The organism is Corynebacterium intestinale, assembly GCF_023574125.1.
GTDB lineage: Bacteria > Actinomycetota > Actinomycetes > Mycobacteriales > Mycobacteriaceae > Corynebacterium > Corynebacterium hesseae.
Genome location: NZ_JAMKFF010000002.1, coordinates 1 through 26,295, shown reverse-complemented (window position 1 = coordinate 26,295; position 26,295 = coordinate 1). Strand labels below are relative to the sequence as shown.

The window sequence follows — 26,295 nt, the reverse complement described above, 5'->3', positions numbered from 1 at the left end:
CCCCATGACTAATCCGGTAACGCGTGCGGTGTGGAGCTCACCGCCCGGCCCGTATTAGGCAAGCCTTAGCTTAGTAAAAAAGTTGGAGGAGCGTCAAGGGTAAACTGCAATCCCATGACCACACTCCCCCTCGGTGCCCGCAGGCGGACGCGAGGCGTGTGCGAAGACGACTGGTCCGCGCGCCCCACCGCCGAACGACCCTGGCCGGTTATTTTGATCCACGGAACCTGCGACAGCAAAGGCGTCTGGCAAGTCCTCGCAGACATGCTCCGCGCCGCTGGCTGGGCCACCTTCGCCCCTGACTACGGGACCCGCGCCACCGCTCCCCTGCAGGAATCCGCCCGGCAGCTCAACGCCTACATCAAGGCCGTCCTTGCCGTCACCGGCGCGGAAAAGGTGATCCTCGTGGGGCATTCACAAGGTGGGTTATTGGCTCGCTATTGGATGCGCATGCACGATAGCGCGGAGTCTGTACGGCACGTCGTCTGCATCAGTGCTCCCAACCACGGAACGACCCAGGGCGGAATTGCCAGCCCCCTCTTCCGCGGCGAGCGCCAGGAGGAGGTCGTGCGCACGCTTATCGACGGCTGGTTTGGCCCCGCCGGCATGCAGCAAGTAGTCGGCAGCGAGGTCGTGGAGGCCACGAACCGCGGCGGTGAGGTCGAACCCGGTGTGAGCTATACGTGCATCGCCACGCGCTCCGATGCCGTCGTGGTTCCGCCCAACACCTGCTTCCTCAACGGCCCTCAGGTGCGCAACATTTATATCCAGGACATCGAGCGCCGCGCGATAATCCGCCACGAGGATATGCCCTTGGACAAGCGGGTATGCCAGGTGGTGCTCGAAGAGCTAGAGCAGCTTTAGAGTTCTAGCTCATCCAGGATCGCGTCGAAAGCCGGGCCCACCTGGGTGCGCCACAGGGTGTCGACGCGATCGTCGGCGCGTCCCGGCCCTCCATTGATGGTGGCCACGCGCTTGCCCTGTTTCTTGGCCTCTAGGACGAACCGAAAGCCGCTCATGACCGCCAGCGAAGAACCGGCAACGAGCACCGAGTCCGCCGCGTTGACCATCGCATAGGCGGCGTCCTTTTTGTAAGTAGGCACTGGCTCACCGAAATAGACCACGTCTGGCTTCAGGCGCTGCGAGCCGCACTGCACGCAGCCGGGCATGACGAATTCTTCCACTGCTTCTTCACTGAGGGCGACGTCACCGTCGGGGTTGACGTCGTCCTTGTTGACTGCCCAGCGTTGGAGGTACGTCGGGTTGGCTGTGGCCGCGCGGGTGTCGTACTCCGCGCGTGCTTCTTCGTACCCGCAGCTCAAGCACACGACGTGTTGCATGTCCCCATGCAGGGCGATGAGGTTGCGCTGCCCAGCTTCCTCGTGCAGGCCATCAACGTTCTGCGTGACAACGCCCGTGAGAAGCCCGGCGCGCTCGAGCTCGACCAAGGCGTAGTGCGTGCGGTTGGGGTGTGCGGCCTGCATGACCCGCCAGCCCACAAAGGCGCGGGCCCAGTAGCGGTGCGAGGCCTGCGGGTCGTGCAGGAACTCCTGGTAGGTCATGGGGCGGTGCCGGCTGAGAGAGCCATTCGGGCCACGGTAATCCGGCACGCCTGATTCTGTAGATACACCTGCTCCCGTAAGGACCATGACGTTGCCGCGGCGCAGTTGCTCGGCGACGGCGTTCAACGCTTGTTGTGGAGGCGTCGGGGTCGCAATCTCGGTGACGACGCGGGAAATCGAGCGCAGCGCAGACTGATGGGCGTGGGCAACAGCGGGATCCATGGTGCCCCAGCTTACGGAAGTGCCTCCTCATAAAGGTGGTCCGAGTCGAGCTCGCCGTGCCGCGAACAGCGCGCGTTCCAACCATCCGGGCGCACCTGCACCACCATGCGGCGCCCGCACAACTGGCAATAGCGCGGGACGTCCAGGCCGGCCGCGGCTGCCGGGTGCAAGGTGAATTCCTCGCTCAGTGGTTTCCCAGTGTTGGGGTGAAACAGTGGCTCCTCGCCGGCGAGAACGGCAGCGGCCAGCTCCGTCGAATTGTTCATCAGAGGGCCTTGATGGGCAGGTCGATGCGGCCGAGCATGTCGACGTCCTTCTCGATCTGCTTGCCCAGCGTGGTCAGGTAGTTGCCGGCGATGATGGCGTTGATGCCGCCGAGGAGGCCCTTTTCGGTGCCGTCGTCACCGAGGGAGAGCTCGCGGCCGCCCGCAAAACGGAGGGTCACGGACGGCATGGCCAGGCGGAAGGCGGCCACGGCGCGCAGCGCCTCACCGAGCGGGACCAGCGGGTAGTCCGCGAATGGTGTGCCCGGGCGCGGGTCAAGGAAGTTCATCGGCACCTCGCAGGGCTCGATCTGGGCCAGCTGGTAAGCAAACTCGGCGCGGTCTTCTAGTGATTCGCCCATTCCTATGATGCCGCCGGAGCAGACTTCCATGCCGACTGCACGGACATTCTCGAGGGTCTCTTTGCGCTCCTCCCAGGTATGCGTGGTGACCACGTTGGGGAAGAAGGACTTGGAGGTCTCCAGGTTGTGGTTGTAGCGCTGAGCGCCCATGTCCTTGAGGCGCTGGGCTTGCTCACGGGTGAGGGTTCCGAGCGAGAGGGAGATTTCGATATCGACTTCATCCAGGATGGCCGGAATGGCCTCGGCAACCTGGGACAGGAGGTTCTCATCTGGGGCTTTCACAGCTGCCACGATGCAGAATTCGGTAGCACCTGTCTTGGCGGTCTTCTTGGCGGCCTCCACCAGCTCCGGGATGTTGAGGCGCGCGGCGCGTACTGGGGACTCGAAGAGGCCCGACTGCGAGCAGAAGTGGCAATCCTCCGGGCAGCCGCCAGTTTTAATGGAGATGATGCCTTCCACGGACACGTCCGGACCGCACCACTTGAGGCGGGTCTTGTGGGCGATGTCCGCGATCTCTTCCAGCTGCTCATCCGGGATCTGGAGGACCTGCAGGAGTTCTTCTTCGTTGAGGCCGATGCCCTGCTCCAGGGCCTTCTCGCGTGCGATGTCTACGATGCTCATGCCGGAAACCTTACTTGAACACCGTTCAAGTTGTGGTAAATCTGCCGGTTTCATGTAGTCCGGGCTACCCTTTAGGCCATGGATTCCACGCTCTACGACGACACCCTCGCACTGCTTCAGCAGCTCATTCGCAATGCCTGCGTGAATGACCTCACGCCTGACTCCGGCCACGAGGTCCGCAATGCCGACACGTTGGAGCGGTTTTTCGCAGGCACCCCGGTGGAGATTCAACGCTATGAATCGCACCCGGGCCGCGTCACCATCGTGGTAACCGTTCCGGGTGACCCGGACAAGGAGCCGCTCACGCTCATGGGCCACACCGACGTCGTGCCCGTCGACGAGCCCAAGTGGACCAGGCCGCCTTTCGACGCCGTCATCGAAGATGGCAAGCTCTACGGCCGCGGCGCGGTGGACATGCTCTTTATTACGGCGACGATGGCGGCGGTGACTCGCGATGTCGCTCAGCGCGGCAACCCCGGCGGCACCCTAGCCTTTGTCGGCATGGCCGACGAGGAGGCCCGCGGCGGCTTGGGCTCCATCTGGATGGATAAGCACCACCCGGAGGCCTACTCGGTGCGCAACTGCCTCTCGGAAACCGGCGGCAGCCACCTGCCCGGCGCGCTCGGCTTCAACGTCGGAGAGAAGGGCGCGGGCCAGCGCCGCCTGCACGTGCATGGCGATGCCGGCCATGGCTCCACGCCGTTTGGGAAGGACTTTGCCATCGTCAAGATTGGTGAAGTCGCTCGCCGCATCGCCGCCGCCGAGCCACCCGTGGCCACGGATGAGGTGTGGCAGGGATTCGTCAAGACCTTCCGCTTCGACCCCGCAACGGAGGCAGCGCTTCTCGACGGCTCCGCTACCGCCGCCGACTATGAAAAGTTCGGTAATTTGTCTGCCTACGCCCACGCCTTCTCCCACACGACGATTGCCCAAACCGTCCTGCGCGCGGGTGGCGCCATCAACGTCCTGCCCTCCCACGCCTACCTAGAGATGGACATCCGCCCCTTCCCCGGGCAGACCCAGGAGGAGCTCGACGAGTTCCTGCGTGAGGCCCTCGGCGATATGGCCGACGAAGTAGAGATCGAGCACCTTATTACGGAGGACGCCACACAGTCCTCGACTGATACTGAGCTGTGGCGCTGCATTGAAGAGACCGCCCACGAATTTTTTCCGGATAAGGAGGTGCTGCCGGTGCTGGCGACGGGTGGTTCCGACCTGCGCGTGGCTCGTCGCCGCGGCGGCAACGCCTATGGCTTCGCGCTGCATGCGGAGGATCGGGATATGGCCAGCGCAAACTCGCAGCTGCACAGCCACGATGAACACCTCTACCTGGAAGACTTGGATTTGACTGTGAAGGCGTATTTTTCGCTGGTAAATCGTTTCTTAGGAAGCGAGCACTAACGCAAACGTGTAAAAGCTGTGGCACAATGTGGCGCATGAGAAATAAGCTTGTCCTCTGCTCCGTTGCTGCTGCCATCGGCCTGTCCGCCCCTACCGCATCCGCCGACATGGTGGATGACTACCTGGCCAAGGTCCCTGCCGGCCAGATTTCCTGTGAGCAGGCCACCAAGTACTACACCAATCCGTCTGACTACAACAGCAAGAAGTCCCAGGCTCTCGCCGCTGCCAACTTCCACCCGCGCGGTCCCGAGATCCGCGATGCCGTCGCCCGCGCCGACGAGGCCATCGCTCGCTGCGGCCTGAACGGTGGCAATGCTGCCCCCGCGAACAATAATGGCAACAACCAGGGCGCACCGGCTCACAACAACCAGCCAGCCCCGGCAAACAACAATGGAAACGGTGGCAATAAGGCCCCGGCCAACAACGCTTTTCCGACCTTCCCGGTGACCATCGGCAACTTCACCTTCAACGTCCCGGACATTCTGGCGTACCTCAAGACCCTCGTCGAGGGCACCCCGCTGGCCCAGCTTTTGCCGTAGAAGACTAGCGGAAATACGTCCCCGCGTGCAGCGCACAGCCTGTATTGAAGGCATGCCCGCACGCGGGGCATTTATATGCTGAGTATTCGGCGTAGGTCATTGTTCGGCCGCAGGCCCCACACATGACGCACAGCTCGTCCTTCGGCATGGGTCCGAAGTCATGATCTGTTAGCTCCGCATGACACAGCGAACACGCGAACCATCCGCCGCAGGTGTGGCACTTGTTCGCAATGACGTCGACAAGCGTGTGCCAGTGACGGCACCGGCCCTCCGCGTCGATGGCTCCCTGGATCATGACCACGACTCTAACAGCCGCGCCATCGCCTGATAGGCCGGCGCGATGTCCATGCGCAGGCGGCTGACCAGTAATTCCGAGGGGAAATCGGCGGGGAGAAGCTCTGCGGGGAAGGGCGGAGTGCGGCGCAGCGCCGCGAAGGCGGCGGCGTGGCGGCGCGTGGTTTCGACGACGATGCCAACGTCATCGGTGGGCAGAGGGGGGACGTCGCCCAGCGCGCGAATACGGGCAGCACTGTCCTCAAGGTCCCACGCGGTGGCAATAACGTCGCGGGCAGTGCCCTCATCCACGGACCAGGTGCCGATAAAGGTTTTCTGCGCCCACTCCCCCGGCGCGTGGGCGCCCACTAGGACTCCGGGCCGCAGCTGCCGGAAACCGCTGGCATGGGCGGCGCGCAAGAGGGCGTCCCTTTCCGTACGGCGATCCTCGCCGATATCGAAGATAACGGTGTGAAATGCCCCCTCCCAGTGAAGACCGCGTGGCGAGCCTAGGTGACGAAACTCCGCGAGGTAGTCGCCCACCATGGAGTACACGGAATAACGCCCCGCTCGCCGCGAGGATAGATCGCCCGCACGCACCATGCGGGACAGATAGGTGCGCGCGCCGGCCGACGACAAGCCCAGCCCAGTGAGGATCGGTGTCAGCACTGGCCCGGGGAGCTCCTCGCGGCGGGCCAACCCACAGAGGTATCCAAAGGTTCCTGGTCCAACGTCAGCCATGCCCCAACCCTAAGGTTTTTATGTGTCACAAACAAACCGTTTCGTACGTTTTGCGGCACACTATGTGGCATGAGTCTCAATCCGCGCCTGCTCAACTTCCTCATTCTCGGCGTCTTCGACGTTGGCCTGGCCATCCTCCTGTTTCAACTGGTTGATTCTGCAACCGGCAACCACGTCTACGCCTACGTAGCCGCCAGCATCGGCCCGCTGCTCGGCGGCATCATCCAACATGTGCGCCAAAAATCCTTTTCTGGGATTTCTGCACTGATCTTTGCCTTCAACGTTGCTGCGGCCTTGGCCACGCTGGTCGGTGGTACCGATGAACGCCTCCTGCTAGTTAAGAGCAGTGTTGTTACCGGCATTATTGGCTTGCTCTTCCTCGGCAGCCTTGCCCTGGGCAAGCCCCTTGCCTTTTACTTTGGCCAGCGTTTTGGCACCGATGGCACAAAGGAAGGCGTGGCCTACTGGAATGGGCTGTGGAAATACCCAACCTTCCGCGCCTCCCAGCGCTACATCACCATCGTGTGGGGCGTGGTGTTCCTGCTCGAGGCCATCATCCGCGTCGTCGCCGCCTATTCCCTCCCCTTCACTACCGCCTACTGGCTGTCGAATGCAATGCCCTTCGCGGCTCTAGCTATTTGCTTAACGGCCACCTTCGTTATTGCTTCACGCACCCGCAAATCTGCACCGACCCCGGCCTAGCGCGTGAGCCCCCACAGAATCTGCTCGTGCACGCGCGGGTCGTGGGGTAGATTTCCATGTTCGACTGGGGCCGATTCCACGTTGACCACGTCCGCGCCCGGAACAGCGCTGAGCTCCGAGGTCTGATTCGGTGTCACCGTATTGTCCGCCGGCGAGTAGATGGACGTGTAGGTGACACCAGGCGCGGTATCCGGAAGCTGGTTGAGATTCTCCATAAAATCCGAGCCCTCCAACTGCTCGATGCCAGCACTGGTGCCGAGGAAATCAACCACATCGGGCGCGATCTTTGCGGCCGTCTTGAGGGGCGTTGCCCGCCCGCCCCACGTCGTCCCGTGGAAGTTCGCACCGATGGTGACCACGCGGTTCACTTCATCCGCTGAGCCGTAGAGTTGTGTGAAGGTCTTGGTATGCAGGCCACCCTGGGAGAAACCGACGAGGTTTACTTTGTTTGCTCCGGTGACCTCACGGATGTGTTCAATATGCCCGGCGATCTCGCGCCCGGAAGAATCTAGATCCGCAATCCCCTTCATGTAGTCGTAGGCGTTCTGGTACGCAATGTCCTCGGCGCCATAGTCGAAGGCCCACACGCACATCCCTTGGTCCTTGAGCTTCGGGATGAGATCGTTCCACTCGGCCGAGTTTGCCGAAGTACCGTGCAATAAAACAACGGGTTCGGTGACGGAACCCGTGGGCTTACAGTCAGGATCATTGATGCCGAGATCCTGCGCGGCGGAGGTCTCCATGGTCTGGGCATGAGCCGGAACGGGGGCGGCAGTGCCGAGGAGGATTGCAAGGAAAGCGCGCTGTAAAAAGCCGTTTTTCATGAGGCACTAGCTTATCCGCCGAGTCTGGCCAGCTACTGTGTGATTCCTGTGCGCAACTAGGGTACCCGTCACTACCATAGAGGTAGATAAACAAAGGACCTGAAATGAAGCGACTTCTCTGTCTTGCCTCTGCGCTCTTTGTGCTCAGCGGCTGTACCTCTCTCGACGTTGAATCCACCCCTGCGAGTGAGACGTCGTCAAGCACCAGCGTTACTGAAGACGCCCCACACCCCACCCTTCCCACTGCCGAGGAAAGCGCCGAAGATATCGGCGTGGATCAACCGCAAGAAGAAGTCCAAGAAGAAGTCATCGGCTTCACCGAGGCGCCCGGTGCTGCGCAACCTACTCCGATGGAGAAAACCATCGAGTCCTGCGGTGATGTCTCGCTACACGAAACCGGAACGACATTCTTCAGCGATGGAACCTCTGGCTGGACACAGCAGTGCGCCGACGAAATGATGGCTGCGAATCCCCCAGTGCAAGAAGCCGCCGCTATTTATGAAGCACCCGCCGTTGAAGAGAACTACGTTCACCCCGGCGCGTATTGCAATGGCGGAAGCGGCGTATCAAAGAGAGGTGTCCCGATGACATGCGCACCCGCTTCTGATGGCAGGATGCGCTGGCAAAGCGCGTAACCTCATTCCGGCAGTTGCGGGCCTTTACCCCTCTTCCACAACGCAAAGGCGATGCCTCTGCGGATCAGTGCTGAAAGCCCTACGGGCAGGCAGCACAGGAGGGGCAAAGCAATGAGCATCTGGCCGATCCAGCCGAAGAGACCAAGCACTCCAATAACGACGAAAACGGCATCTAGGCGGAAATCTGTAATTTCCTTCCGCTGCATGGGCAGAGAAATAAGGTAGGCAATTCCCAGAAACACGAGTGCGGGAAGAACCACAAAGACCGCAAGGAAGCCGCTCTCAGCATCAGTTCCTTGCGTATCAACGAAAAAGACGGCCACCAGCAGCCCAACAAATACGAACTCCACAAACGGTAACCGCAGCACAGGGAAATCTATAAGCCGCGGTGGCTGGGCGGAAGCGGGGCCGAACATACCGACAGTCTAGGTAAAACCCTTTCCCCGTCGTTTTGCCGAAGTACTTAAGCCTTACGGAGTATGAACTCTACGACGTCGACCTCGTCATCCTCAGCTAATCCGGGATAGTGAGTATCGAGCGCTTCGTGGAGCTCAGCAAGAGAACCAAAGCCATCTCTTCGGGCTTGTTCCTCCGTCAAGGACCTCCGCTGGGTAGAGACGACAGATGTGACCTCTGCGGGAATGGTGACAACCTCTCCGGATTCTTTCTCGAAGACAATCTGGGCGCTTCCTTCGTGGAAGGGATCATCCACCCGAATTGTTTGTTGCTTTTCTCCGCTTCGAATTGATTCCTCGTAGCCTTCCCACATATAGATGCGTTGCTCTTTGTCCATGTCACGCCAGTTATATGCGAACGGTAAGAGCTCTTCCACAGTGAGTGCTTCAAGTCCATTGCTTCCGCGCACGATGCACCGGATAGACGGATCAGTATCAAATAGCACTTGGCGGCACTTTCCACAGGGCGAAAGCACCTGGCCAGTCGGACCGTGGACGGCGACTACCGCTCGGATAGGATCCTCGGGATGACTAGCAGCGTGGTTAGCTAAGGCAGAGATTTCACCACAGGGGCCACCGAGAAAATGGTATGCGTTCAAACCGAGCACGTGTTTGCCGGATTCAGTCAGGAGGGCTGCGGCTACGGTGTGATCTTCCCCGTCGTGGAAGCGCTGCGCATGGGTCGTGGCTACGGTCAGTAATTCTCGGAGTTCATTAGTAATCACCCTTCAAAGGTAGCTGTTACTAGCACACCCGGCTTAAGGGACATTTCGTGTGGATCGTTCGCTGCGGTTTCATGGGGCAGCCTTGGGTGATGCCTTGATCCCGATACAGAAACCCACATAGGCACTATTGACAATCATTTCCTATTTCTTTATCTTTATATAACCGCGTGTCAACCGCACCGGACGATTGCAAGCAACCCCGAAAGGTATAGTTTTGAACAGCAATTTCGCCCATAGAATCACGGTCGCGACTCTCGCAATAGCAATTCCACTCACCGGCGGCCCAATTGCCGATGCTGCCGCCCCGCAATCTCTTGCCTCGACTCAGGAAGGCGTCAACCAACAACTAGATAAGATTGGCACACCAGAATGGAACTCCGACATCCAGAAGCTCAAAAAGCAAGGGCGCATCGAGGAAACCAACCATTCAGAAACTGACACTGAAAGGTCCACTAGTTATCGCATCAATGACCCACAAACCGGCAATCGGGTGGGCGATTTCACTGTGGTAGAACCAAAAGTTGCAGATCGCATCGGCGGCAAATTCGACCACGGAACCCCAGCTATCGTCTTCAACCAAGACGACCAAAAGGCCCTCAAAGCCGGCGGATCAGCGGCAGTGGGCGCAATGGCAGCTGCATGGGCAGCAGCGCTTTCCGAAACAGTTGTAGGATCCGTCCTCTCTGCAGGAGCAATTGCCTTCGTCGGCGGTACTGCCGCTTACTACCTGTCGAAGAATGGGATCTGCTCAAACAACAGGAATCTAGTCGTCAATGTGAAGAGGCAAGCACACTGCGAATAGCGCAAAGGACACCTAATGCCAACTCCCAATAAAAAGAAGCTAGCCATCTTCACCCTCGGTGTCTTGCTTGCCGCCATCGCCATACTTTTTGCTGAATGGTGGGTTGTCAAGACGACCGTTTCCCAATCCCCAGCGCAAGTGTTCGCAGCCATTGCAGCAATAACCGCCGTAGTATTTGGTACCGTAGCCGGTCGAGCTGCAAGGCCCTGGTTGCGCAGTGATAGCGACACGGAATAATCGCCTACACGAAAGGGCAGATTAACACCTGGCTGCCGCCCCGCTCCGGAAGATGACTACGGTCGCTTCAAGAGCTCCTAGATTGTTAGCGCACCTCTTACCGTTTTCAGCAGGCCTGTTACGACGGCATCCCAGTACCCATCTTCGGTTTCTACGATTCAGGATTTGTGGTCCCACTATGTCGTTTCACAAGTTCATTAGCTAGATCAGCAGTGATTTTTACTGCTTCCGGGGGATCGGTGACCCAGATGTGGTCCCCAAACTGAAGCAATTGCCTTACCCCCTGAATATCCGCATATCCCACCACGATACGGACAAAGTTTTCGTCCACGGGTTCATAATGGATAAGCCGTGATCCCAAAATACGAGATGCCATATCAAGCCGAGTCGCTCGAAGAAGTGCGGTGATTCGAACTGGCATGTCTTCTTCTAATTGCTCAACGAGCTGCGCCCACACCCTTGCCAAACTTTGCCCTGGACGAAGCTGAGCAGCTTGACCTAAAACGCGAAAGGTTTCTAAACGCGAGACTGCCAACATCCTTGGTTCCCCATCGATATCAACGACCAAGTACCAACTTCTACCCTTGTGTACAAGCCCATAAGGATCAGCCACAGCACGTTGTTGCTTCTTGTCCCCGCTTCGGCGATAGGACACCTCAATTCGAGCTTCTTTCCGTACAGCCTCTAGCAACTCTTCTAAGTCGTTTTGGGTTTCATTGCTAAACCAGCCACTGGAATCAAGTAGGACCTTTTCTTCCAAATTATGAGTATCGGACGCTTTAGAGAATGAGACTGCGTTCATTTTCTTCTGCAGCAGGGCGATGTCTTGGCCAAACCCCAAGTGTGCGAGTGAATCTGCCCCGACGCCAAGAATCCTCATCAGCTGAATCTCAGTCGGATCCAATCGAGAAGCGTTCAATCGAGCGCGCCTATCGAGCACAATCCCACCATGCATACCTTGCTCCGTATAAACAGGTATTCCTGCGGCCGAGAGTGCATCAACGTCACGCAGTATTGTGCGCTGGGAAACCTCAAAATGCGAAGCCAGCTCGGCAGCCGTAGCACGGCCTCGGGTTTGCAATAGCAAGAGCATAGACAACAGGCGCGCCGATCTCATGCCGTAATTATCGCTGGAACCACAATATTTTCCGGAATATGACACTCCTTGTCAGGTTTGTTTGCTCGAATGCACTGCGTCCACGTAAACAACACCACTCACCGAAAGGAGAATGGCAATGCCAACCCCCAATCTTTTCCTAACCTATGTCTCCGATACAGAGATCTCGACTGCCTTCTACAGCGACTTATTCGATATGCAGCCATCGTTCATCAGTCCTCGATATGTAGCATTCGAAATTTCAAAGGATGTCCTGTTTGCTGTGTGGACCGGCCATAACACCCACATGGAGAAACAAACACCGCGAACGAGCGAAATAGGTTTGATGCTGGATGGACCGGCAAGCCGCATCGATGAGACATACCGTCTATGGAAATCAAAAGGAGTCCAAATTGTGCAGCCACCCTACGATGATGTCTTCGGCCGCACCTTCGTTGTTGCCGACCCTGATGGAAACCTTATCCGCGTCAGCCCAGTCGATTAACTCTTAAATCGGGATTCAACGACTAGGAAATCCTCCAACGCCCCGGGAACCACCTCAGTTGGAGGATTCCAAGTGCCCCTAAGTAGGATCTCAAGTCAAGGATGGTTTAGGCACACCAGCTTTCCCGTACAACAACCTCCTAAAACTGGCTGGCCTATGGGCCCAGCTGAGATACATCGAACATAACGCCGCAGAGCCCAAAACGAACTACGAGATCGAGATCATGCAATAAACCATTGGCCTCTCGACGTTGCCAACCAAACCAAAGCAAACATCAAGCCTCGGACTGACTGCCTACACATCAAGCCGAAGACTCAAAACACGGGTGCCAACTCAGGACTACGAGCAAAATGCTCTGTTGACACCATCGAAAACAAAATTCGAAAGACGTGTCGACCGGCGCGAGCGGGATTTAGGATGTAAATCCCCACACTTACAATCCTCGACCGGTAAATTTCAGAAAAAAGAAAGAAACCGGAGGTCACGAACCCTTTCGAGTTTGTTACCTCCGGTAGCGCAGTTTGTACAACTGCTCAGCGTGCCCGGGGCGGGACTTGAACCCGCACGTCCTATAAGGACACTGGCACCTGAAGCCAGCGCGTCTGCCAATTCCGCCACCCGGGCAGGGTATTGATGTCTTGGCGACTAGCTAACTTTAGCACGCAGCCCCAGCGAATCTACAAATCCGCTGGCAAACCTGAACTTTCCAGGGAACTTTGCCGCGCGCGTCTACGTTAAGTCAAGGAAAGCACCCTATACTGATCGCTGCTATATCTCTCCCTGAAAACATCCCGAAAGGAGGACGGCCCTTCCAATGGCATTGCTAGATAAGCTCGCCAAGCTGGATTCTTCCCTGCAACGCGGACTGGACAACGGCATGGCCTTTGTCTTCGGCGGCAAGGTCGTCCCCGCTGAGATTGAGGAGCTTCTCAAGCAGGAGGCGCAGGACAATTTGTCCCGCGGTGATGATGGCAAGCTGTATAGCCCCAACGTCATGACCGTCGGCGTATCCTCCAAAGATATCGAGAACCTCTCCCAAGACCGGGGTGTTCCCAAGGATCTAGCTGATCAGCTCACCCGCTTCATCCGTAACAGTGGCTGGTCCCTCGCCGGGCCGGTCATCGTACGCATCGCGGAGGAGTCGGGACTGCGGACTGGGCAGTTGCGCGTGTCCTCCTTTTTGGATCACGAGCCCACCGAAGAAACCGGATTTGATGCGATTTTCCACCACGACCATGGTCAGGAGGACTCTATGACCCAGCCGCACAACGCCGACGAGGCCGCAACCACAGCCTTTATGGCGCCCACCCCGAACCAGCCGGCGCCGCAGGGGCCCGCGGTGACGCTTATGCTGCAGGACGGCTCCTCCCGCGTCTACCACGTGCAAGAGGGCTCCAACATCCTGGGCCGCAGCAACGACGCGGACCTGCGCCTGCCCGATACCGGTGTATCCCGCCAGCACGCGGAGATCACCTGGAACGGCCAGGACGCCGTGCTGGTGGACTTGCAATCCACGAACGGCACCACCGTGAACGACACCCCGATTGAGAACTGGCTGCTTGCCGACGGCGACGTGATCACCCTCGGCCACTCCCACATCGAGGTGCGCATCACCGGCCTTGAAAACCAAGGCTACTAAGCCGCCTTAGCAACTTTCCCAGATTTTTTAGCGTAAGGACTTTCCATGGATTCGATCGTGCTGCTCTCGCTGCGCATCGGCCTGCTGGTGTTGCTGTGGCTGTTCATCTTGGCCGCACTCAACGCCATGCGTCGCGATGCCAATAAGGCCGCCGGCGTCTACCAGGCATCGTCCCCGGTGAAGGGGGCCCAGAGGCGTCGCGAAGCGCCGCGTGAGATCACCATCGTGGACGGGCCGCTGCGCGGTTCCCACATGGAGCTAGGCACTCTTGAGGACTGTACGATGGGCCGCGCACAGGACTGTGACTTTGTCACTGGTGATGATTTCTCCTCCGGTCACCACGCCCGTTTGTTCCGCCGGGGCAGCGAGTGGTTCGTGGAGGACCTCGAATCCCGCAACGGCACCTTCGTTGGTGGCGTTCGCATTGACCAGCCAGAACGAGTCGGAGTCGGCTCCGATATCAAACTTGGCCGAACGACCGTGAGGTTGATGGCATGACTTTAAGCCTGACTTTTACTGCAGTGACGGACCGCGGACTGGTCCGCGAAAATAACGAGGATTCCGCCCACGCGGGCCCGCACCTGCTGATGTTGGCCGACGGCATGGGAGGCCACGCAGCCGGCGAGGTTGCTTCCACCACCATGGTGGAGCACATGGCCTCCCTCGAGCGCGATCCAGGCGATAATGACATGCTGGCGCTCCTTGGGGCCGCAGCGGAGGACGCCAATGCGGCGATCCGCGAGCACGTGGACGAGCACCCGGAGACCGAGGGCATGGGCACCACGCTGACCGCCCTGCTCTTTAACGGATCCGAATTCGGCGTGTGCCACGTGGGTGATTCCCGCGGCTACCGGCTGCGCGAGGGCAAGCTGACCCAGATCACCAAGGACGACACCTACGTGCAGTCCCTCGTCGATGAGGGCAAGCTCGATCCGGCAGATGTCTCCTCCCACCCGCAGAAGTCACTGATCCTCAAGGCCTATACCGGCCGGCCCGTGGAGCCGACGCTCTTTACGCTCGATGCTGAACCGGGCGACCGCCTCCTGCTGTGTTCGGACGGCCTGTCGGACCCGGTGACGGCCTCTACCATCGAGCAAGCTCTGAAGCAGGGCACGGTCGAAGAGGCCGCCACCACCCTGCGGGATCTAGCGCTGCGCTCCGGCGGCCCGGACAACGTCACCATCGTGGTGGCGGAGGTCGTGGACGGTGAGGGCGATGACGTAGCCCCAATCACCGTCGGTGCCGTCCAAGGCGTCGTCCCGGAACCAACGCACCCCGATTCTTCCGCGAGCCGCGCCGCGAAGCTTATCTCGCCCCCAAAAGCGCAAGCCGCTGAGGAGAAGCCCCAGGACGAACCACAGCGGCGGCCACAGCGAAGCCGGATTGGGTGGAAGGTCATTGCGTGCCTTGCCATCATCATCGTGCTGGTCATCAGCGGCGGCCTCTGGATGAAAAGTTACCTGGGCAGCAACTACTACGTGACCGCCGATGAAGAAGGCGTCCTCACCATCCAAGAAGGCGCGGACTATGAGATCTTCGGCCGCCCGTTGCACCACACGTATCAGAATGCGTGCCTAAGCAAGGACAATGCGCTCAAGCTGGGGCACGGCGCCTGCGACGGTGATTTCGCACCGTTCGCGCTGAAGGATTTGCCCGAATCCGAACGTGCTGCCGTGGGCAATCTGCCCTCCGGCTCCTATGACGAGGTGCAAACGCAGCTTTCGCAGCTTTCGGACAAGGCGCTCAAGCCCTGCCCGAAGGCGTCGAAGGACGAGAAAAACAAAGATGCCAAAAGCGAATCCAAAGGAAACTGCCGGGAGGTGAAGTAGATGAGTAAGTTCTTTTCCCGCGGCACCGAGTTCGGCCTGCTCGTGCTCGCCACCGTGGTCTTCGCCATCACCCTGGTCAGCCTCGAGTTGTCGCAGGGCAACGTGCTGACCCTCGATGTCCTCTACCTCATCGGTGGATTCATCGGCGTCTTCGCCGTCGCTCACTTGGTGCTCTGCTTCCTCGCGCCCTACGCGGATCAGCTCATGCTTCCCATCGTCGCGGTGCTCAACGGCACCGGGCTCATTCTGTTGAAGCGCCTCGACCTAGCGAATGGCGGCGGGCTGGCGGTGCGGCAGGTGATGTGGACCATCGTCGGCCTCATCCTCTTCGCGCTGGTGCTCATTCTCCTACGCGATCACCGCTCACTGACCAGGTACTCCTATATCTTGGGCGCGCTCGGCCTGATCCTTCTCGCCTTGCCCCTCGTGTGGCCGCAACCGCCGGGCGTGGACGCTCGCATCTGGCTGTGGCTGGGGCCGTTTTCCATCCAGCCGGGCGAGTTCTCCAAGATCTTGCTGATCCTGTTCTTCGCCATGCTGCTTACCCAGAAGCGCTCGCTGTTCACGGTGGCCGGCTACAAGTTCCTCGGCATTTCTCTGCCACGCCTGCGAGATCTGGCTCCCATCCTGGCGATCTGGGGCATCGCGATTATCATCATGGGCATTTCCAATGACTTCGGTCCCGCCCTGCTGCTGTTTAGCACCGTGCTCGGCATGCTCTTTATGGCTACCAACCGCGTGAGCTGGTTGCTCATTGGCGTCATCCTCGTGGGTGTCGGCGGCTTCAGCATCTACCAGGTGTCGGACAAGATCCAGCAGCGCTTCTCCAACTTCTTGGATCCGTTGGGCAATTACGACACCACCGGTTACCAGCTTTCCCAAGCGCTGTTCGGTATGTCCTCCGGCGGCATTACCGGATCCGGCTTGGGCCAGGGCCACCCGGACATGGTTCCGGTAGCGCACTCGGACTTCATCCTGGCCGGGATTGGTGAGGAATTCGGCCTCATCGGCCTCGCCGCCGTGCTCATTCTCTTTGCCATGCTGGTCTCGCGCGGATTCCGTACCGCACTGACCTGCCGCGATACTTATGGCAAACTGGTCGCCTCGGGCCTCGCGCTCACCTTGGCCGTGCAAGTCTTCGTCGTCACCGGCGGCATCTCCGCGCTGCTGCCCATGACCGGCCTGACCACGCCTTTCATGTCCGCGGGTGGTTCTTCGCTCATGGCCAATTACATGCTGCTGGCCGTCCTTCTGCGTATCTCCAATGCGGCGCGCCGCCCGGCGCGCGAGCAGACCTCGAACGCGCCCACTGACACGTCCCTATTCCCAGCCGTCCAGGAGGCAAGCCGATGAACCGATCGATCCGCCTCGTTTCCCTCTTTGCCCTCATCCTTACCGCCGTGCTCCTGGTGAACCTCACCGTGATCCAGGCGTTCTCCGACGACAAATACGCCCATAACCCCAAGAACGTTCGCGGTTTCTTGGAGATGCGCACGACCCCGCGCGGCCAGATTTTCGCTGGCGACACGGTTTTAGCGCAGTCCACTGCCGACGCCGAGGGAAACTACTCCCGCTCCTACCCTGCCGATTCCCCCGCCTTCGCCAACATCACCGGCTACCTCTCGGAGCGCTTCGGCGCCTCCCAGCTGGAGGCATCCCAGAATGACATCCTCAACGGCAAGGATGATTCGCTACTGGCGCGCAATTGGCTCGACACGCTCTCTGGAAAACCCCAGATGGGGGCGAACGTCGAGGTCACCATCGATCCCGCACTGCAGCAAGCCGCCTACGACCAGCTAGCCGGGCCCGGCTATAACGGCGCGGCCGTTGCCATCCAGCCCTCGACGGGCAAGATTCTGGCCATGGCCTCCACCCCTAGTTTCAACGTCTCCGACCTGCTCGGTGACAACGCCAGCGAACGGTGGGAGCAGTTGCAGAACCAGGAAGGCACGCCGCTGGTTAACCACGCCGCACAAGACACCCTGCCCCCGGGCTCGATTTTTAAGATCATCACCACCGCCGCCGGCCTCAATAACGGTTTCAACCCGAACTCCACGTTGACCGGTGCCGCCTCCATCACGCTGCCCGATTCCGTCACGGAGCTCACCAACTATGGCAACCAGGCCTGCGGCGGCGCAGAAAGCGTTACCTTGCAGACGGCCTTCGCGCTGTCCTGCAACACGGCGTTTGTGCAGATGTCGGAAAGCATCGGCGCCGATGAATTGCGCAAGTACGCCGACGGCTTCGGCGTGGGTGAGCAGTATTCATTGGGCGTCGGCAGTTCGGCCGGCACGCTCGGCGAGCTTGGCGACGGCGCCCAAGTCGCCCAATCCGCCATCGGTCAGCGCGACGTCACCATGTCCGCGCTCCAGGCGGCTATCATGGCCGGCACCATTGCCAACAAGGGCAAGCGCATGGAGCCCTACTTGGTCAACCGCATCACCGATGCCCAGATGAAGGAACTGCGCACCACCAAACCGCGTCAGGCCGCCGAGGCCGTCGACGAAGAAACGGCCAACACCATCACGAACCTCATGTTCGCCTCGGAGCGCAGCACGTTTGGTTTCGATGGGAACGGTTTTGCTTCCAAGACCGGCACCGCCGAGCACGGCGAGGGCCTCGCCCCGCACGTGTGGTACGTGGCCTTCGACCCGGAGAAGGACATCGCGGTCGGCGTCGTGGTGAAGGACGGCGGAAATCTGGGTCAGAACGCTACCGGCGGTCAGGTTTCCGCGCCCATCGGCCGCGCCATCCTGCGCGCATACGGAGGACAGCAATAGTGAGTAGTGCAGATAACAAGGAACACCTCCAAGCGCTGATTGGTGAGGACTATCAGCTGCAGTGGATCGTCGGCCACGGCGGCATGTCCACGGTGTGGCTGGCGGACGACGTCCGCAATGACCGCGAGGTCGCCCTCAAGGTCCTGCGCCCAGAGTTCTCCGATAACAACGAGTTCCTCTCGCGCTTCCGCAACGAGGCCAAAGCCGCAGAATCCATCGATTCCGAAAACGTCGTAGCTACGTACGACTACCGGGAGCTCGAGGACAACGGCCGCATCTTCTGCTACATGGCCTTGGAGTACATTCGCGGAGAATCCCTGGCGGATCTCTTAGCCCGCGAAGGTGCACTGCCGGAAACGCTGGCCCTCGACGTCATGGAGCAGGCCTCCCACGGCCTCTCCGTGATCCACCACATGGGCCTCGTGCACCGCGATATCAAGCCCGGCAACCTCATGATTACCCAAAATGGGCAGGTCAAGATCACCGATTTTGGTATCGCCAAGGCCGCCGCCGCAGTGCCGCTGACCCGCACGGGAATGGTCGTCGGCACCGCCCAGTACGTCTCCCCCGAGCAGGCCCAGGGATATGAAGTCGGCCCGTCCTCCGACGTCTATTCACTCGGCGTCGTGGGCTATGAAATGCTGGCTGGTAAGCGCCCCTTCAGCGGCGATTCCTCAGTATCGGTGGCGCTGGCGCACATCAGTCAGGCGCCGGAGCCCTTGTCGACGTCGATTAGCGCGCCCACCCGTGAACTGATCGGCATGGCCCTGCGCAAGGACCCGGGCACCCGCTTCGCCGACGGCAACGAGTTCACCAACGCGATTGCTGCCGTGCGCCAAGGCCAGCGCCCGCCTCAGCCGAAGTCCGCGGCACTCGCGCCTATCGCAGCCGAACCCTCGCCTTCCGCCTCCACGGAGATGCTGGCCAACATGGCGCACCCCACCACGGTGCGTCCGGCCGTTTCCACACCGCAGTCTGAAGAGCGCCCTGCCAAGCAGGGGGGCTTCGGCACTGGGCTGCTCATCGCCGTGGCCATCGCCGCCCTCGTGGCTATTGGCTTCATGGCCTATAGGCTGTGGGGTAACACCTCTCCAACTCCGCCGCCTCCGCCCACCGAGGTCATCGTGACCGAAACGGTAGAGCCAGAGACGACGGTGGAAGAGGAACCGGAAAGCCCCGAGACCGTCGAGATCACCACCGTGGAAGAGGAACCTACTCAAGTCACCGTCACAACGACGCACTCTGTCATCCCTTCCCCTTCCGTGACCACACACCACACGACCCATGAGGAACTGCCCACCCTCCCCGTGGAGGAGACGCAGCCACAGGTCAATGACAGCCCAACGCTCGAGCCCGAACTAGACTCACAGAACAACCCCACCGAAGAATCCGCACTACAGGGAGGCCAGTAACCCACCATGGTCAGTGATCGGTACCACCTCCGCCAGTCCATCGGCACCGGCGGTATGTCCGAGGTCTACGAGGCCGAGGACACCGTCTTGGGGCGCACCGTTGCCATCAAGATGCTGCGCCCCGACATGGCGCGCGATGTTAATTTCCGTGAGCGCTTCCGCCGCGAGGCCCAGAACTCCGGCAAGCTCAACCACCCGAACATCGTCGCTGTCTTCGACACGGGTGAAAAAGACATCGACGGCCTGATGGTGCCCTACATCGTCATGGAATACGTGCAGGGGCGCACCCTGCGCGACATTGTCCGTGAGGATGGCCCCATGCCGGTGGAAGAAGCCGCGCGCGTGCTGAAACCGGTAGCGGATGCCCTTCAGTCTTCCCACGAGGCAGGCATCATCCACCGCGATATCAAGCCGGCCAACATCATGCTCACCAACACCGGCCAGGTGAAGGTCATGGACTTCGGCATCGCCCGCGCGCTGGATGATTCCACGTCCGCGATGACGCAGACCTCTGCGGTGATTGGCACCGCACAGTATCTTTCCCCGGAACAAGCCCGTGGCAAGCCTGCCGATGCCCGCTCGGACGTCTACGCCCTCGGCTGCGTCATGTATGAAACGGTCACTGGGCGCACACCATTTGAAGGTGAAACCCCCTTCGCGGTGGCCTACCAGCACGTGCAGGAAGATCCGACGCCACCTTCGGAGCTGATTAATGACGACCTCACGGAGCGAGAGCGTCTCGGCGTCGACGCCGTCGTGCTCACCGCGATGGCCAAGCACCCGGCGGATCGCTACCAATCCGCTTGGGAGATGGGCGATGACCTTGACCGTTTGGCGCAGGGCCAGCTGCCAGAAGCGGCGCGCTCTCACGTCAACGACGAGGATCACCCCACCACGATGGTGGCACCCGTGTCCGCGCAACACCGCGCGCCGGTGGCCTCCACCCGCCCCTCCGACGATGAGGAATCTGGATCCGGTCTCAAGTGGCTGGCGGCGTTGCTCGCCGCCGCACTCGTCGCCATCATTGGCTACTTTGCCTGGGATTTCTGGGATAGCTCCCGCCAGGAGGCCCGTGAGCGCGAACAGGCTCAGCACGAGGCGGCCAAGCGTTCTGACATGGTCACGATCCCGAAGGTGGCCAACCGCCCACGCAATGAAGTGGTGGCGGAGCTGGAGAAGCTTGGCTTGTTAGTGACCGTCAACGAAGAGCCCAGCCCCGACGTGCCGCGTGGCAAGGTTATCCGGGTCAACCCGGCGGAAGGTTCGGAGCTGCAGAAGAATTCTTCAGTCACGTTGACTGTGTCTTCCGGCAAGGAAGTCACTGAGGTCCCGGATCTCACCGGCATGAAACTGGATGAAGCCACCACCGCGCTGGAGGAAGCCGGCCTGGAGCTGAATACCGACGTGGAGCAGGTCAATGACGAAGCCCCCACCGGCCAGATCATTTCCCAGAACCCGGCGGGCGGCACGCAGCTGTCCAAGGGCTCGAAGGTTCATATCACAGTGTCTAAGGGCCAGAAGGAAGTCAGCGTGCCGGACGTCAGCGGCATGGATCGTGACCGCGCGGTTGAGATGCTGTCCTCCATGGACTTCGACGTCTCCGTGAATTCGGTGGATTCTGAGCTTCCGGAAAACCAGGTGCTCAAGGTCGTCGAACAAGGCCAGAAGCTTCCCAAGGGCAGCCAGGTCACGCTGGAGGTCTCCAACGCGATGCTCATCCAGGCACCGGACATTACGCACTCCACGCAGCAGGAAGCCGAATCGGCGCTGCGTGCCAAGGGCTGGTCCGGCTCCTTGGAGGTGGGCGAGCGCATCCCGACGTCGAACCCGATCGACAGCGACAAGATTGGGTGGGCTTCGGCAAGCCGCGGCGATGTCATCCGCAAGGATCAGACCATCCAGGTCCGTTTCTGGGAGTTTGACCCGGCAGCACTGCTGCCGCAGTAGCTCTCAAGGCCGCAGCTGCTAAGGTATCCCACAGATTAACCACCCCTATTCTTCGTGAAGGTGTAATAATGCCAAAGTCCAAGATCACGACGGAGGGCTCCGCACTCCCGCAGTCCTCCAGCTCTGCTACTAACCGCACCCCGGTCAAGATCAACTCTGAGGGCACCCCGAAGTGGTACATCGCCATCATGCTGGGCCTCATGCTCATCGGCCTGCTCTGGCTCGTGGTGAACTACCTGGCGGGCGAGTCCATTCCGTTCATGCAGGAACTGGGGCCGTGGAATTACGGCATCGGCTTCGGCCTGGCCATCATCGGTCTCCTGATGACGATGGGCTGGCGTTAACTTTCAGCACCGCCGATGAACTCCTCGAAGTTCTATAGCATCGCCGGCGTCGGCTGCATCATTTTGGTAATGCTCACCGTCACGGTGGATAAAAACTTCCTCACCCCCGGCGCACTCGTCCTCGCCGGCCTCGGCGTCACCCTAACACCGCTGGCCGTCCGCTACCCACGCGTGGCGGCCTGCGGGTACGGTGCGCTTTTTGCACTGGCGATGTGGTTTTCCGATTGGCGGTCTTTCCTGCTCTTGGCGTGGAGCCCCGTCATCGTGGGCATCGTGGCGTTTCGCACGCGCTGGCTGTGGGCCGTTCCCCCAGCGGTGGCGTACACCTACATCGTCACGACGGATCCTTCGATTAATTATCTGCCTGTTTTCGACCCGTTAAGCCTGTCGATACCGCTTGTCTTGTATGCGGTGGCCATCGTCATTGGGGCCGTACTGCGCAGAACCTGGGACCAGCGTCTTGCCGCTGAGCAACGCGCCGCTGAGGAACGCGAGGCGCTTATGACAGCCCTCCATGATTCGGTCGCCGCGACCTTAACCTCCGTGGTCATGCGTTCTGAGACCCTAGCGCTGACCCAAACGGATCCCTCAGCGGCCGACTCCGCAGAGGCAATTGCTAACGACGCCCGCCGCGCCATGGGCGAGGTGCGCGATCTATTGCGCGTGATGAAGAACGAAAGCGTGACGAAGGGGGTCAAGTCCTTGGAGGAAGACCTCGACACTATGGTCAGCTTCCTGAGCAGTCATGGTTTTCAATGCGAGCCGCAGATAACAGTGGGCAAGAATGGCCAGCTTGCACTGCCGGAAAAGCTATCGCTCGTGTTCTCTGAGCTCGCCATCAACATCCTCAAGTACGCTCGCCCTGAATCCCGTGTAAGCATCGAGGCAACAAGCACCTCCAAGACCATCGACGTGGTGATCACTTCCGTGATTGCGGCTCAGCAATCACGCCAATACATGACGACGAATCTGGGCTTGGGTGAAATCGCCCGCCGCGTTCGTCGAATGCACGGCAGCTTCGGCAGCGGCAAAGAAGGCGAGCACTGGGTCACACGCCTTTCTCTTCCCACCGCCAGCCTCAGAAAAATATAGTAAGCTTTCCCGGTAGTCCGCCGTTTCTTAAATTTAAAAAGGTTTGACATGCGTACTTCCCTCGCCGTTGCCGCCGCAGCTCTCGCGCTGTTTTCCGCACCAATCGCCAGCGCCGCTGAGGCTCCTGCTGACACCACCGTTGACACCGCTACTGAGAACACTGAGTCCACCGGATTCACCTTCTACAAGTCTTTCGCGGGCGAATTCGCCGATCACTTCCGTTGCTCCAACAGCCCCCAGCTCTGGTGGTGCGGCTAAACTGTTCCCATGAGCATTCGGGTTTTCCTCGTTGATGATGATGAGCTCGTTCGCTCGACGCTCCGCGTCTACTTCCAGACCACCGAGGACATCACGGTGGTCGGTGAGGCAACTAACGGCGCCGATTGCTTAGCCCAGCTTGACGAAGCCAAGCCGGACCTCGTCCTCGCCGATATTCACATGCCGCACATGGACGGCATTACGCTGCTCAAGCACCTTAACTCCGCGCCAAATCCACCGACGTTTTTGGCCGTCACCGCCTTCGACTCGGATGACACGATGCTGAAGATCCTGCGGGCGGGCGGCGCGGGCTATATCTTGAAGAACCAGCGCCCGCGCTCCATCATCGAAGCGGTCCGCGCCGCCGTGGAGGGCGGCACCGTCGTGGCACCCGCCGCCATGCACCGTTTGGTGGACTACATTGGGGAACCCGCCACCCCACGCGATCCCGTCGCCGCCGCCATTGAGAGCCACGAGCTTCACGACGCCGAAATTGCCGTCCTCAAACTCCTTCTCGCAGGCAACTCCAATTCTGAGATCGCTGCCGCCACCCACTATTCCGAATCCGCCGTGAAGAAGCATGTCTCACGCCTCATCACCATCTTCGGCGCCAGCACGCGCCTGAACCTGGTGGCCAAGATTCTGGGCGGCGCTGGCTCTTAAGCCCGACCCAACTCTGCTCGGTTAACGGGCTTCTCCCCCAAATGGCGGAGGCTAAAGATTGCCTGCTTAGGCGATGTTTCTCATGCCCCTGATCAATATCGTCAGAGGTATGAACACCGTATTCACTGCTCGAGACATCACCGTCTCCTTCGCCGGACATGAGGTTGTCCACGGCGCGAACCTCACGGCATCGCCCGGACGGATCACCGCTTTGCTTGGTCCAAACGGCGCCGGCAAATCCACCACGCTCCGGGCTGCCCTCGGCTTGGTGAAAGCCACCGGAACGAAGCACATCAATGGCACCATCGGGCTGCTCCTCGACGATGGCGGCCTCGTTACCAGTCTCACCGGGCGTCAGCATCTCCACGCAATGGCGAGGCTATATGGCGTCGATAAGTATCGGGTACAAGAGGTTTTAGAGCTTGTCGATATGTCGCACCGCTGCGACCGGCAGCTCAAAACTTACTCGTTAGGCATGAAACGGCGTATAGCGCTAGCGGGAGCTCTGTTACAAGATCCCGACATCATCATCTTGGACGAGCCGTCCTCTGGTCTTGATCCTGACGGCATTCGTTGGCTGGGCGAAGTCTTGTGTGCGGAAGCTTCCCGTGGGAAGGCAATTATCATGGCAACCCATCATCTGGCTGAAGCGGCCGCAGTCGCCCACGACGTAGTCATCATTTCTCGTGGTCACACCACATTCACAGGCGTTCTCAGTGAAATCCCTGACCTTGAAGCCGCCTACTTCGCCCACGCTACGAAAGGCTAGACATGAAATCCGAGCTTTATACCCTTCGTCACCTCCCGAACGTGCTGATCGTCGCGATACTCGCAGTTATGATGGCGGGCATCAGCGCTGTCCTGCAGTGGGCACTTCCGTTCCTTTTGAAAATTGACCCGCCACAAGTCGGTGACAGTCCAACAGGCCAACAGGTGCAGGCGCTTATCGACGGCTCCGACCCCACGACGTCCAGTTTCCAATTGGCCGCCCTCGATATCACAGGTTCTGGCCAGTCCACAGGCATTTCAATCTTCCTCATCGCCATTGTTGCACTCACAATCACTGCAGCTAGCTACCCATTTTCCAGTGGTGCAGTGGTGTGGAAGGTGGTTGGCGCTGGTTCGCGTATGAAATGGGTGCGTTCTTTGATCGCGGCTGTACTTAGTACCGTCCTCCTAGTATGCGTGGCAGCGTGCGTTCTTAACTCACTGATCGCACTGGTTGCGGCTCCGATGAATGATGTTTCTCTGGTTGCTTCTGCTTCTAATGTCGCTGTCGTGTGGCTGCGAGGCAGCTTGGCCGTGCTACTACTGACCCTCGCGATCATCGGTGTCGTATTAGCCATACGGAGGATCGGTCCAGCCATCGGCGTTATTGTCGCAGTGTTGATGGCAGGAGTGATCTTAGGAACTATCGGCGTCATGGCCGGGTGGGAACCGTATCTTTACAGTTGGCTTCCTTCTTCTGCTGTGTCAATTGCTGGTGGACAGGGGGCAACGCAGACTATGAATCCATGGGTAGGTATTGCTGTACTTGCCGGCTGGTCGGTTGTGAGCATGGGACTTGGGCTCACCCGCTTTTACAGGGCAAATCTTTAACATGGACTTCATGAATCGCCTTTCAGCCAGAGACATCGCTCTCGCTGTCATCGTTCTATCCCTTGACCTCGTTGGGTTCCTAGTGGCTAGCTCGATGGAACCAACCCCCTTCAATACCGCATTGTCTCCAGCGCAGTTCTGGCTGATTCTTGTTGCCATCATTGCCAAAGGCATCCTCCTGCTTTGGCGCCGTAAATTTCCCTTAAGCGTCCTACTCGGGATTTCTGCTACTGAGCTTTTGTGGTCCCTCTACTGTCTCGTCACCGCAGACCACAGCCTCGGCTACAACGGTATCGCTGTTGCGACCGGCTATTTGGTAGCAGTGTCGTGACTATCTGGTAGCGCTTCAGTGAGTATCTGGTAGCAGCTCGCGGCGCTCGGGGTGATACTTCCGGTAGCCGCACCACCCGGGTGCGGCGCGTACTGGAAGGAGTCCGCTGATGACGGATTACCGTGCGGTGATGACGCTGCTGATTAGGAAGCGTTCTTACCGCCAGATTGAACACCAGCTCGGGTGCTCGCACCGCGCGATTTCACGAGCGAACCAAGCGCTGCGAAGCCTTGGCCTGACTACTGCCCAGCAGGTCGCGGCGTTGACGAATGACGAGCTAGACGAGATATTCGTTGATAAACGCACCAGCGGGCAAGGCGAGTTCGTCCCGATTGACTTTGACGCGGTCGTCAAAGCACGCACAGGGCGTGTGAAGCAGACACTGCAAGTATTGTGGGCTCGCTACACCACCACCCCCACCCAGCCGGGCCAGCGT

31 protein-coding genes, 1 tRNA gene and 1 pseudogene are annotated in these 26,295 nt (G+C 59.8%); 23 read left to right on the top strand and 10 right to left on the bottom strand.

What is annotated here, in order from left to right; genetic code table 11:
- The first annotated feature begins 114 nt into the window (after positions 1-114).
- A complete protein-coding gene (locus M5J06_RS03085; protein WP_250223940.1) occupies positions 115-864 on the top strand; it encodes an esterase/lipase family protein in 750 nt (249 codons plus the stop codon).
- On the opposite strand, the gene M5J06_RS03080 is transcribed toward M5J06_RS03085, so the two are convergent.
- From M5J06_RS03080 to bioB, 3 genes are read right to left on the bottom strand one after another with little or no spacing between them, the layout of a single operon-like run.
- Positions 861-1,784: a Sir2 family NAD-dependent protein deacetylase gene (locus tag M5J06_RS03080; protein WP_154736192.1), complete on the bottom strand. Its 924-nt coding sequence runs from the start codon at positions 1,782-1,784 to the stop codon at positions 861-863. The two genes, M5J06_RS03085 and M5J06_RS03080, sit on opposite strands and share 4 nt — an antisense overlap.
- 11 nt (positions 1,785-1,795) lie before the next feature.
- Positions 1,796-2,050, bottom strand: a complete 255-nt coding sequence (gene bsaP, locus M5J06_RS03075) for a biotin synthase auxiliary protein BsaP (RefSeq protein ID WP_101736513.1) — start codon at positions 2,048-2,050, stop codon at positions 1,796-1,798.
- Complete coding sequence (bioB, locus tag M5J06_RS03070; RefSeq protein ID WP_070745377.1) at positions 2,050-3,030, bottom strand: biotin synthase BioB; 981 nt, start codon at positions 3,028-3,030, stop codon at positions 2,050-2,052. The genes bsaP and bioB overlap by 1 nt, the downstream gene beginning before the upstream one ends.
- Before the next feature lie 78 nt (positions 3,031-3,108).
- Here bioB and M5J06_RS03065 point away from each other — a divergent pair, with 78 nt between their 5' ends.
- Together M5J06_RS03065 and M5J06_RS03060 are read left to right on the top strand one after the other, a co-directional pair.
- Positions 3,109-4,431, top strand: a complete 1,323-nt coding sequence (locus M5J06_RS03065) for a M20/M25/M40 family metallo-hydrolase (protein ID WP_250223939.1) — start codon at positions 3,109-3,111, stop codon at positions 4,429-4,431.
- A gap of 35 nt (positions 4,432-4,466) precedes the next feature.
- Positions 4,467-4,970 (top strand): hypothetical protein, encoded by a 504-nt coding sequence (locus M5J06_RS03060; protein ID WP_425248909.1) that lies wholly within the window; start codon positions 4,467-4,469, stop codon positions 4,968-4,970.
- 4 nt (positions 4,971-4,974) lie between these two features.
- Here the strand turns inward: M5J06_RS03060 and M5J06_RS03055 are convergent, their stop codons facing one another.
- Positions 4,975-5,265: a CHY zinc finger protein gene (locus M5J06_RS03055; RefSeq protein WP_250223937.1), complete on the bottom strand. Its 291-nt coding sequence runs from the start codon at positions 5,263-5,265 to the stop codon at positions 4,975-4,977.
- Complete coding sequence (locus tag M5J06_RS03050; RefSeq protein WP_250223936.1) at positions 5,262-5,984, bottom strand: hypothetical protein; 723 nt, start codon at positions 5,982-5,984, stop codon at positions 5,262-5,264. Before M5J06_RS03050 ends, M5J06_RS03055 begins: the two co-directional genes overlap by 4 nt.
- 69 nt (positions 5,985-6,053) lie before the next feature.
- Here M5J06_RS03050 and M5J06_RS03045 point away from each other — a divergent pair, with 69 nt between their 5' ends.
- Positions 6,054-6,686 (top strand): VC0807 family protein, encoded by a 633-nt coding sequence (locus tag M5J06_RS03045; RefSeq protein WP_250223935.1) that lies wholly within the window; start codon positions 6,054-6,056, stop codon positions 6,684-6,686.
- Here the strand turns inward: M5J06_RS03045 and M5J06_RS03040 are convergent.
- Complete coding sequence (locus M5J06_RS03040) at positions 6,683-7,510, bottom strand: esterase/lipase family protein (RefSeq protein ID WP_070520387.1); 828 nt, start codon at positions 7,508-7,510, stop codon at positions 6,683-6,685. The two genes, M5J06_RS03045 and M5J06_RS03040, sit on opposite strands and share 4 nt — an antisense overlap.
- A 104-nt stretch (positions 7,511-7,614) precedes the next feature.
- Between M5J06_RS03040 and M5J06_RS03035 the strand changes: the two genes are divergently transcribed.
- Positions 7,615-8,145: a membrane lipoprotein lipid attachment site-containing protein gene (locus M5J06_RS03035; protein ID WP_250223934.1), complete on the top strand. Its 531-nt coding sequence runs from the start codon at positions 7,615-7,617 to the stop codon at positions 8,143-8,145.
- 2 nt (positions 8,146-8,147) lie between these two features.
- On the opposite strand, the gene M5J06_RS03030 is transcribed toward M5J06_RS03035, so the two are convergent.
- Both M5J06_RS03030 and M5J06_RS12345 read right to left on the bottom strand, forming a co-directional pair.
- Complete coding sequence (locus tag M5J06_RS03030) at positions 8,148-8,561, bottom strand: hypothetical protein (RefSeq protein WP_250223933.1); 414 nt, start codon at positions 8,559-8,561, stop codon at positions 8,148-8,150.
- Between the two features lie 47 nt (positions 8,562-8,608).
- Complete coding sequence (locus M5J06_RS12345) at positions 8,609-9,325, bottom strand: ASCH domain-containing protein (RefSeq protein WP_367615189.1); 717 nt, start codon at positions 9,323-9,325, stop codon at positions 8,609-8,611.
- A gap of 214 nt (positions 9,326-9,539) precedes the next feature.
- On the opposite strand from M5J06_RS12345, the gene M5J06_RS03015 reads away from it, so the two are divergent.
- Positions 9,540-10,127, top strand: a complete 588-nt coding sequence (locus tag M5J06_RS03015) for a hypothetical protein (protein WP_154736187.1) — start codon at positions 9,540-9,542, stop codon at positions 10,125-10,127.
- A gap of 15 nt (positions 10,128-10,142) precedes the next feature.
- Positions 10,143-10,364: a hypothetical protein gene (locus M5J06_RS03010; protein ID WP_046648640.1), complete on the top strand. Its 222-nt coding sequence runs from the start codon at positions 10,143-10,145 to the stop codon at positions 10,362-10,364.
- Positions 10,365-10,515: 151 nt separating this feature from the next.
- On the opposite strand, the gene M5J06_RS03005 is transcribed toward M5J06_RS03010, so the two are convergent.
- Complete coding sequence (locus M5J06_RS03005) at positions 10,516-11,526, bottom strand: helix-turn-helix transcriptional regulator (RefSeq protein WP_250223932.1); 1,011 nt, start codon at positions 11,524-11,526, stop codon at positions 10,516-10,518.
- 73 nt (positions 11,527-11,599) lie between these two features.
- Between M5J06_RS03005 and M5J06_RS03000 the strand changes: the two genes are divergently transcribed.
- Positions 11,600-11,965, top strand: coding sequence for a VOC family protein (locus tag M5J06_RS03000; protein ID WP_070524765.1), 366 nt, complete (start codon positions 11,600-11,602; stop codon positions 11,963-11,965).
- A gap of 539 nt (positions 11,966-12,504) precedes the next feature.
- Here M5J06_RS03000 and M5J06_RS02995 read toward each other — a convergent pair.
- A tRNA-Leu gene (locus M5J06_RS02995) sits at positions 12,505-12,589 on the bottom strand.
- Positions 12,590-12,779: 190 nt separating this feature from the next.
- Here M5J06_RS02995 and M5J06_RS02990 point away from each other — a divergent pair.
- The 15 genes and pseudogenes from M5J06_RS02990 to M5J06_RS02920 all read left to right on the top strand — a co-directional run.
- Complete coding sequence (locus M5J06_RS02990) at positions 12,780-13,604, top strand: FHA domain-containing protein (RefSeq protein ID WP_070444456.1); 825 nt, start codon at positions 12,780-12,782, stop codon at positions 13,602-13,604.
- Positions 13,605-13,649: 45 nt separating this feature from the next.
- Positions 13,650-14,102 carry an FHA domain-containing protein FhaB/FipA gene (locus tag M5J06_RS02985; protein ID WP_070444458.1) on the top strand — a complete coding sequence of 151 codons (453 nt, stop codon included), beginning with the start codon at positions 13,650-13,652 and terminating at the stop codon, positions 14,100-14,102.
- Positions 14,099-15,433, top strand: coding sequence for a PP2C family protein-serine/threonine phosphatase (locus tag M5J06_RS02980; RefSeq protein WP_193628726.1), 1,335 nt, complete (start codon positions 14,099-14,101; stop codon positions 15,431-15,433). The genes M5J06_RS02985 and M5J06_RS02980 overlap by 4 nt, the downstream gene beginning before the upstream one ends.
- Positions 15,434-16,786, top strand: coding sequence for an FtsW/RodA/SpoVE family cell cycle protein (locus tag M5J06_RS02975; protein ID WP_250223931.1), 1,353 nt, complete (start codon positions 15,434-15,436; stop codon positions 16,784-16,786). It abuts the gene before it with no gap.
- On the top strand, positions 16,783-18,213 hold the full coding sequence (locus tag M5J06_RS02970) for a penicillin-binding transpeptidase domain-containing protein (protein WP_250223930.1): 1,431 nt from the start codon (positions 16,783-16,785) through the stop codon (positions 18,211-18,213). The genes M5J06_RS02975 and M5J06_RS02970 overlap by 4 nt, the downstream gene beginning before the upstream one ends.
- Entirely contained in the window at positions 18,213-19,625 is a 1,413-nt protein-coding gene (locus M5J06_RS02965) for a serine/threonine-protein kinase (protein ID WP_250223929.1), read from the top strand. The genes M5J06_RS02970 and M5J06_RS02965 overlap by 1 nt, the downstream gene beginning before the upstream one ends.
- A gap of 6 nt (positions 19,626-19,631) precedes the next feature.
- On the top strand, positions 19,632-21,572 hold the full coding sequence (gene pknB, locus M5J06_RS02960; protein WP_250223928.1) for a Stk1 family PASTA domain-containing Ser/Thr kinase: 1,941 nt from the start codon (positions 19,632-19,634) through the stop codon (positions 21,570-21,572).
- A gap of 68 nt (positions 21,573-21,640) precedes the next feature.
- The gene (gene crgA, locus M5J06_RS02955; protein ID WP_070523252.1) at positions 21,641-21,916 is read left to right on the top strand and encodes a cell division protein CrgA; all 276 of its coding nucleotides are present in this window, start codon (positions 21,641-21,643) and stop codon (positions 21,914-21,916) included.
- A 15-nt stretch (positions 21,917-21,931) separates the two neighbouring features.
- Complete coding sequence (locus M5J06_RS02950) at positions 21,932-23,008, top strand: sensor histidine kinase (protein ID WP_154762568.1); 1,077 nt, start codon at positions 21,932-21,934, stop codon at positions 23,006-23,008.
- 48 nt (positions 23,009-23,056) lie between these two features.
- Entirely contained in the window at positions 23,057-23,266 is a 210-nt protein-coding gene (locus M5J06_RS02945; RefSeq protein WP_070533549.1) for a hypothetical protein, read from the top strand.
- 9 nt (positions 23,267-23,275) lie between these two features.
- Positions 23,276-23,929, top strand: a complete 654-nt coding sequence (locus tag M5J06_RS02940; protein ID WP_144268818.1) for a response regulator transcription factor — start codon at positions 23,276-23,278, stop codon at positions 23,927-23,929.
- A gap of 109 nt (positions 23,930-24,038) precedes the next feature.
- On the top strand, positions 24,039-24,698 hold the full coding sequence (locus M5J06_RS02935) for an ABC transporter ATP-binding protein (protein ID WP_070523305.1): 660 nt from the start codon (positions 24,039-24,041) through the stop codon (positions 24,696-24,698).
- Between the two features lie 2 nt (positions 24,699-24,700).
- Positions 24,701-25,528 carry a hypothetical protein gene (locus M5J06_RS02930; RefSeq protein WP_070523267.1) on the top strand — a complete coding sequence of 276 codons (828 nt, stop codon included), beginning with the start codon at positions 24,701-24,703 and terminating at the stop codon, positions 25,526-25,528.
- A gap of 10 nt (positions 25,529-25,538) precedes the next feature.
- Complete coding sequence (locus M5J06_RS02925) at positions 25,539-25,859, top strand: hypothetical protein (protein ID WP_250223927.1); 321 nt, start codon at positions 25,539-25,541, stop codon at positions 25,857-25,859.
- 109 nt (positions 25,860-25,968) lie between these two features.
- Positions 25,969-26,295, top strand: a pseudogene (locus tag M5J06_RS02920) (IS21 family transposase); the annotation flags it as partial.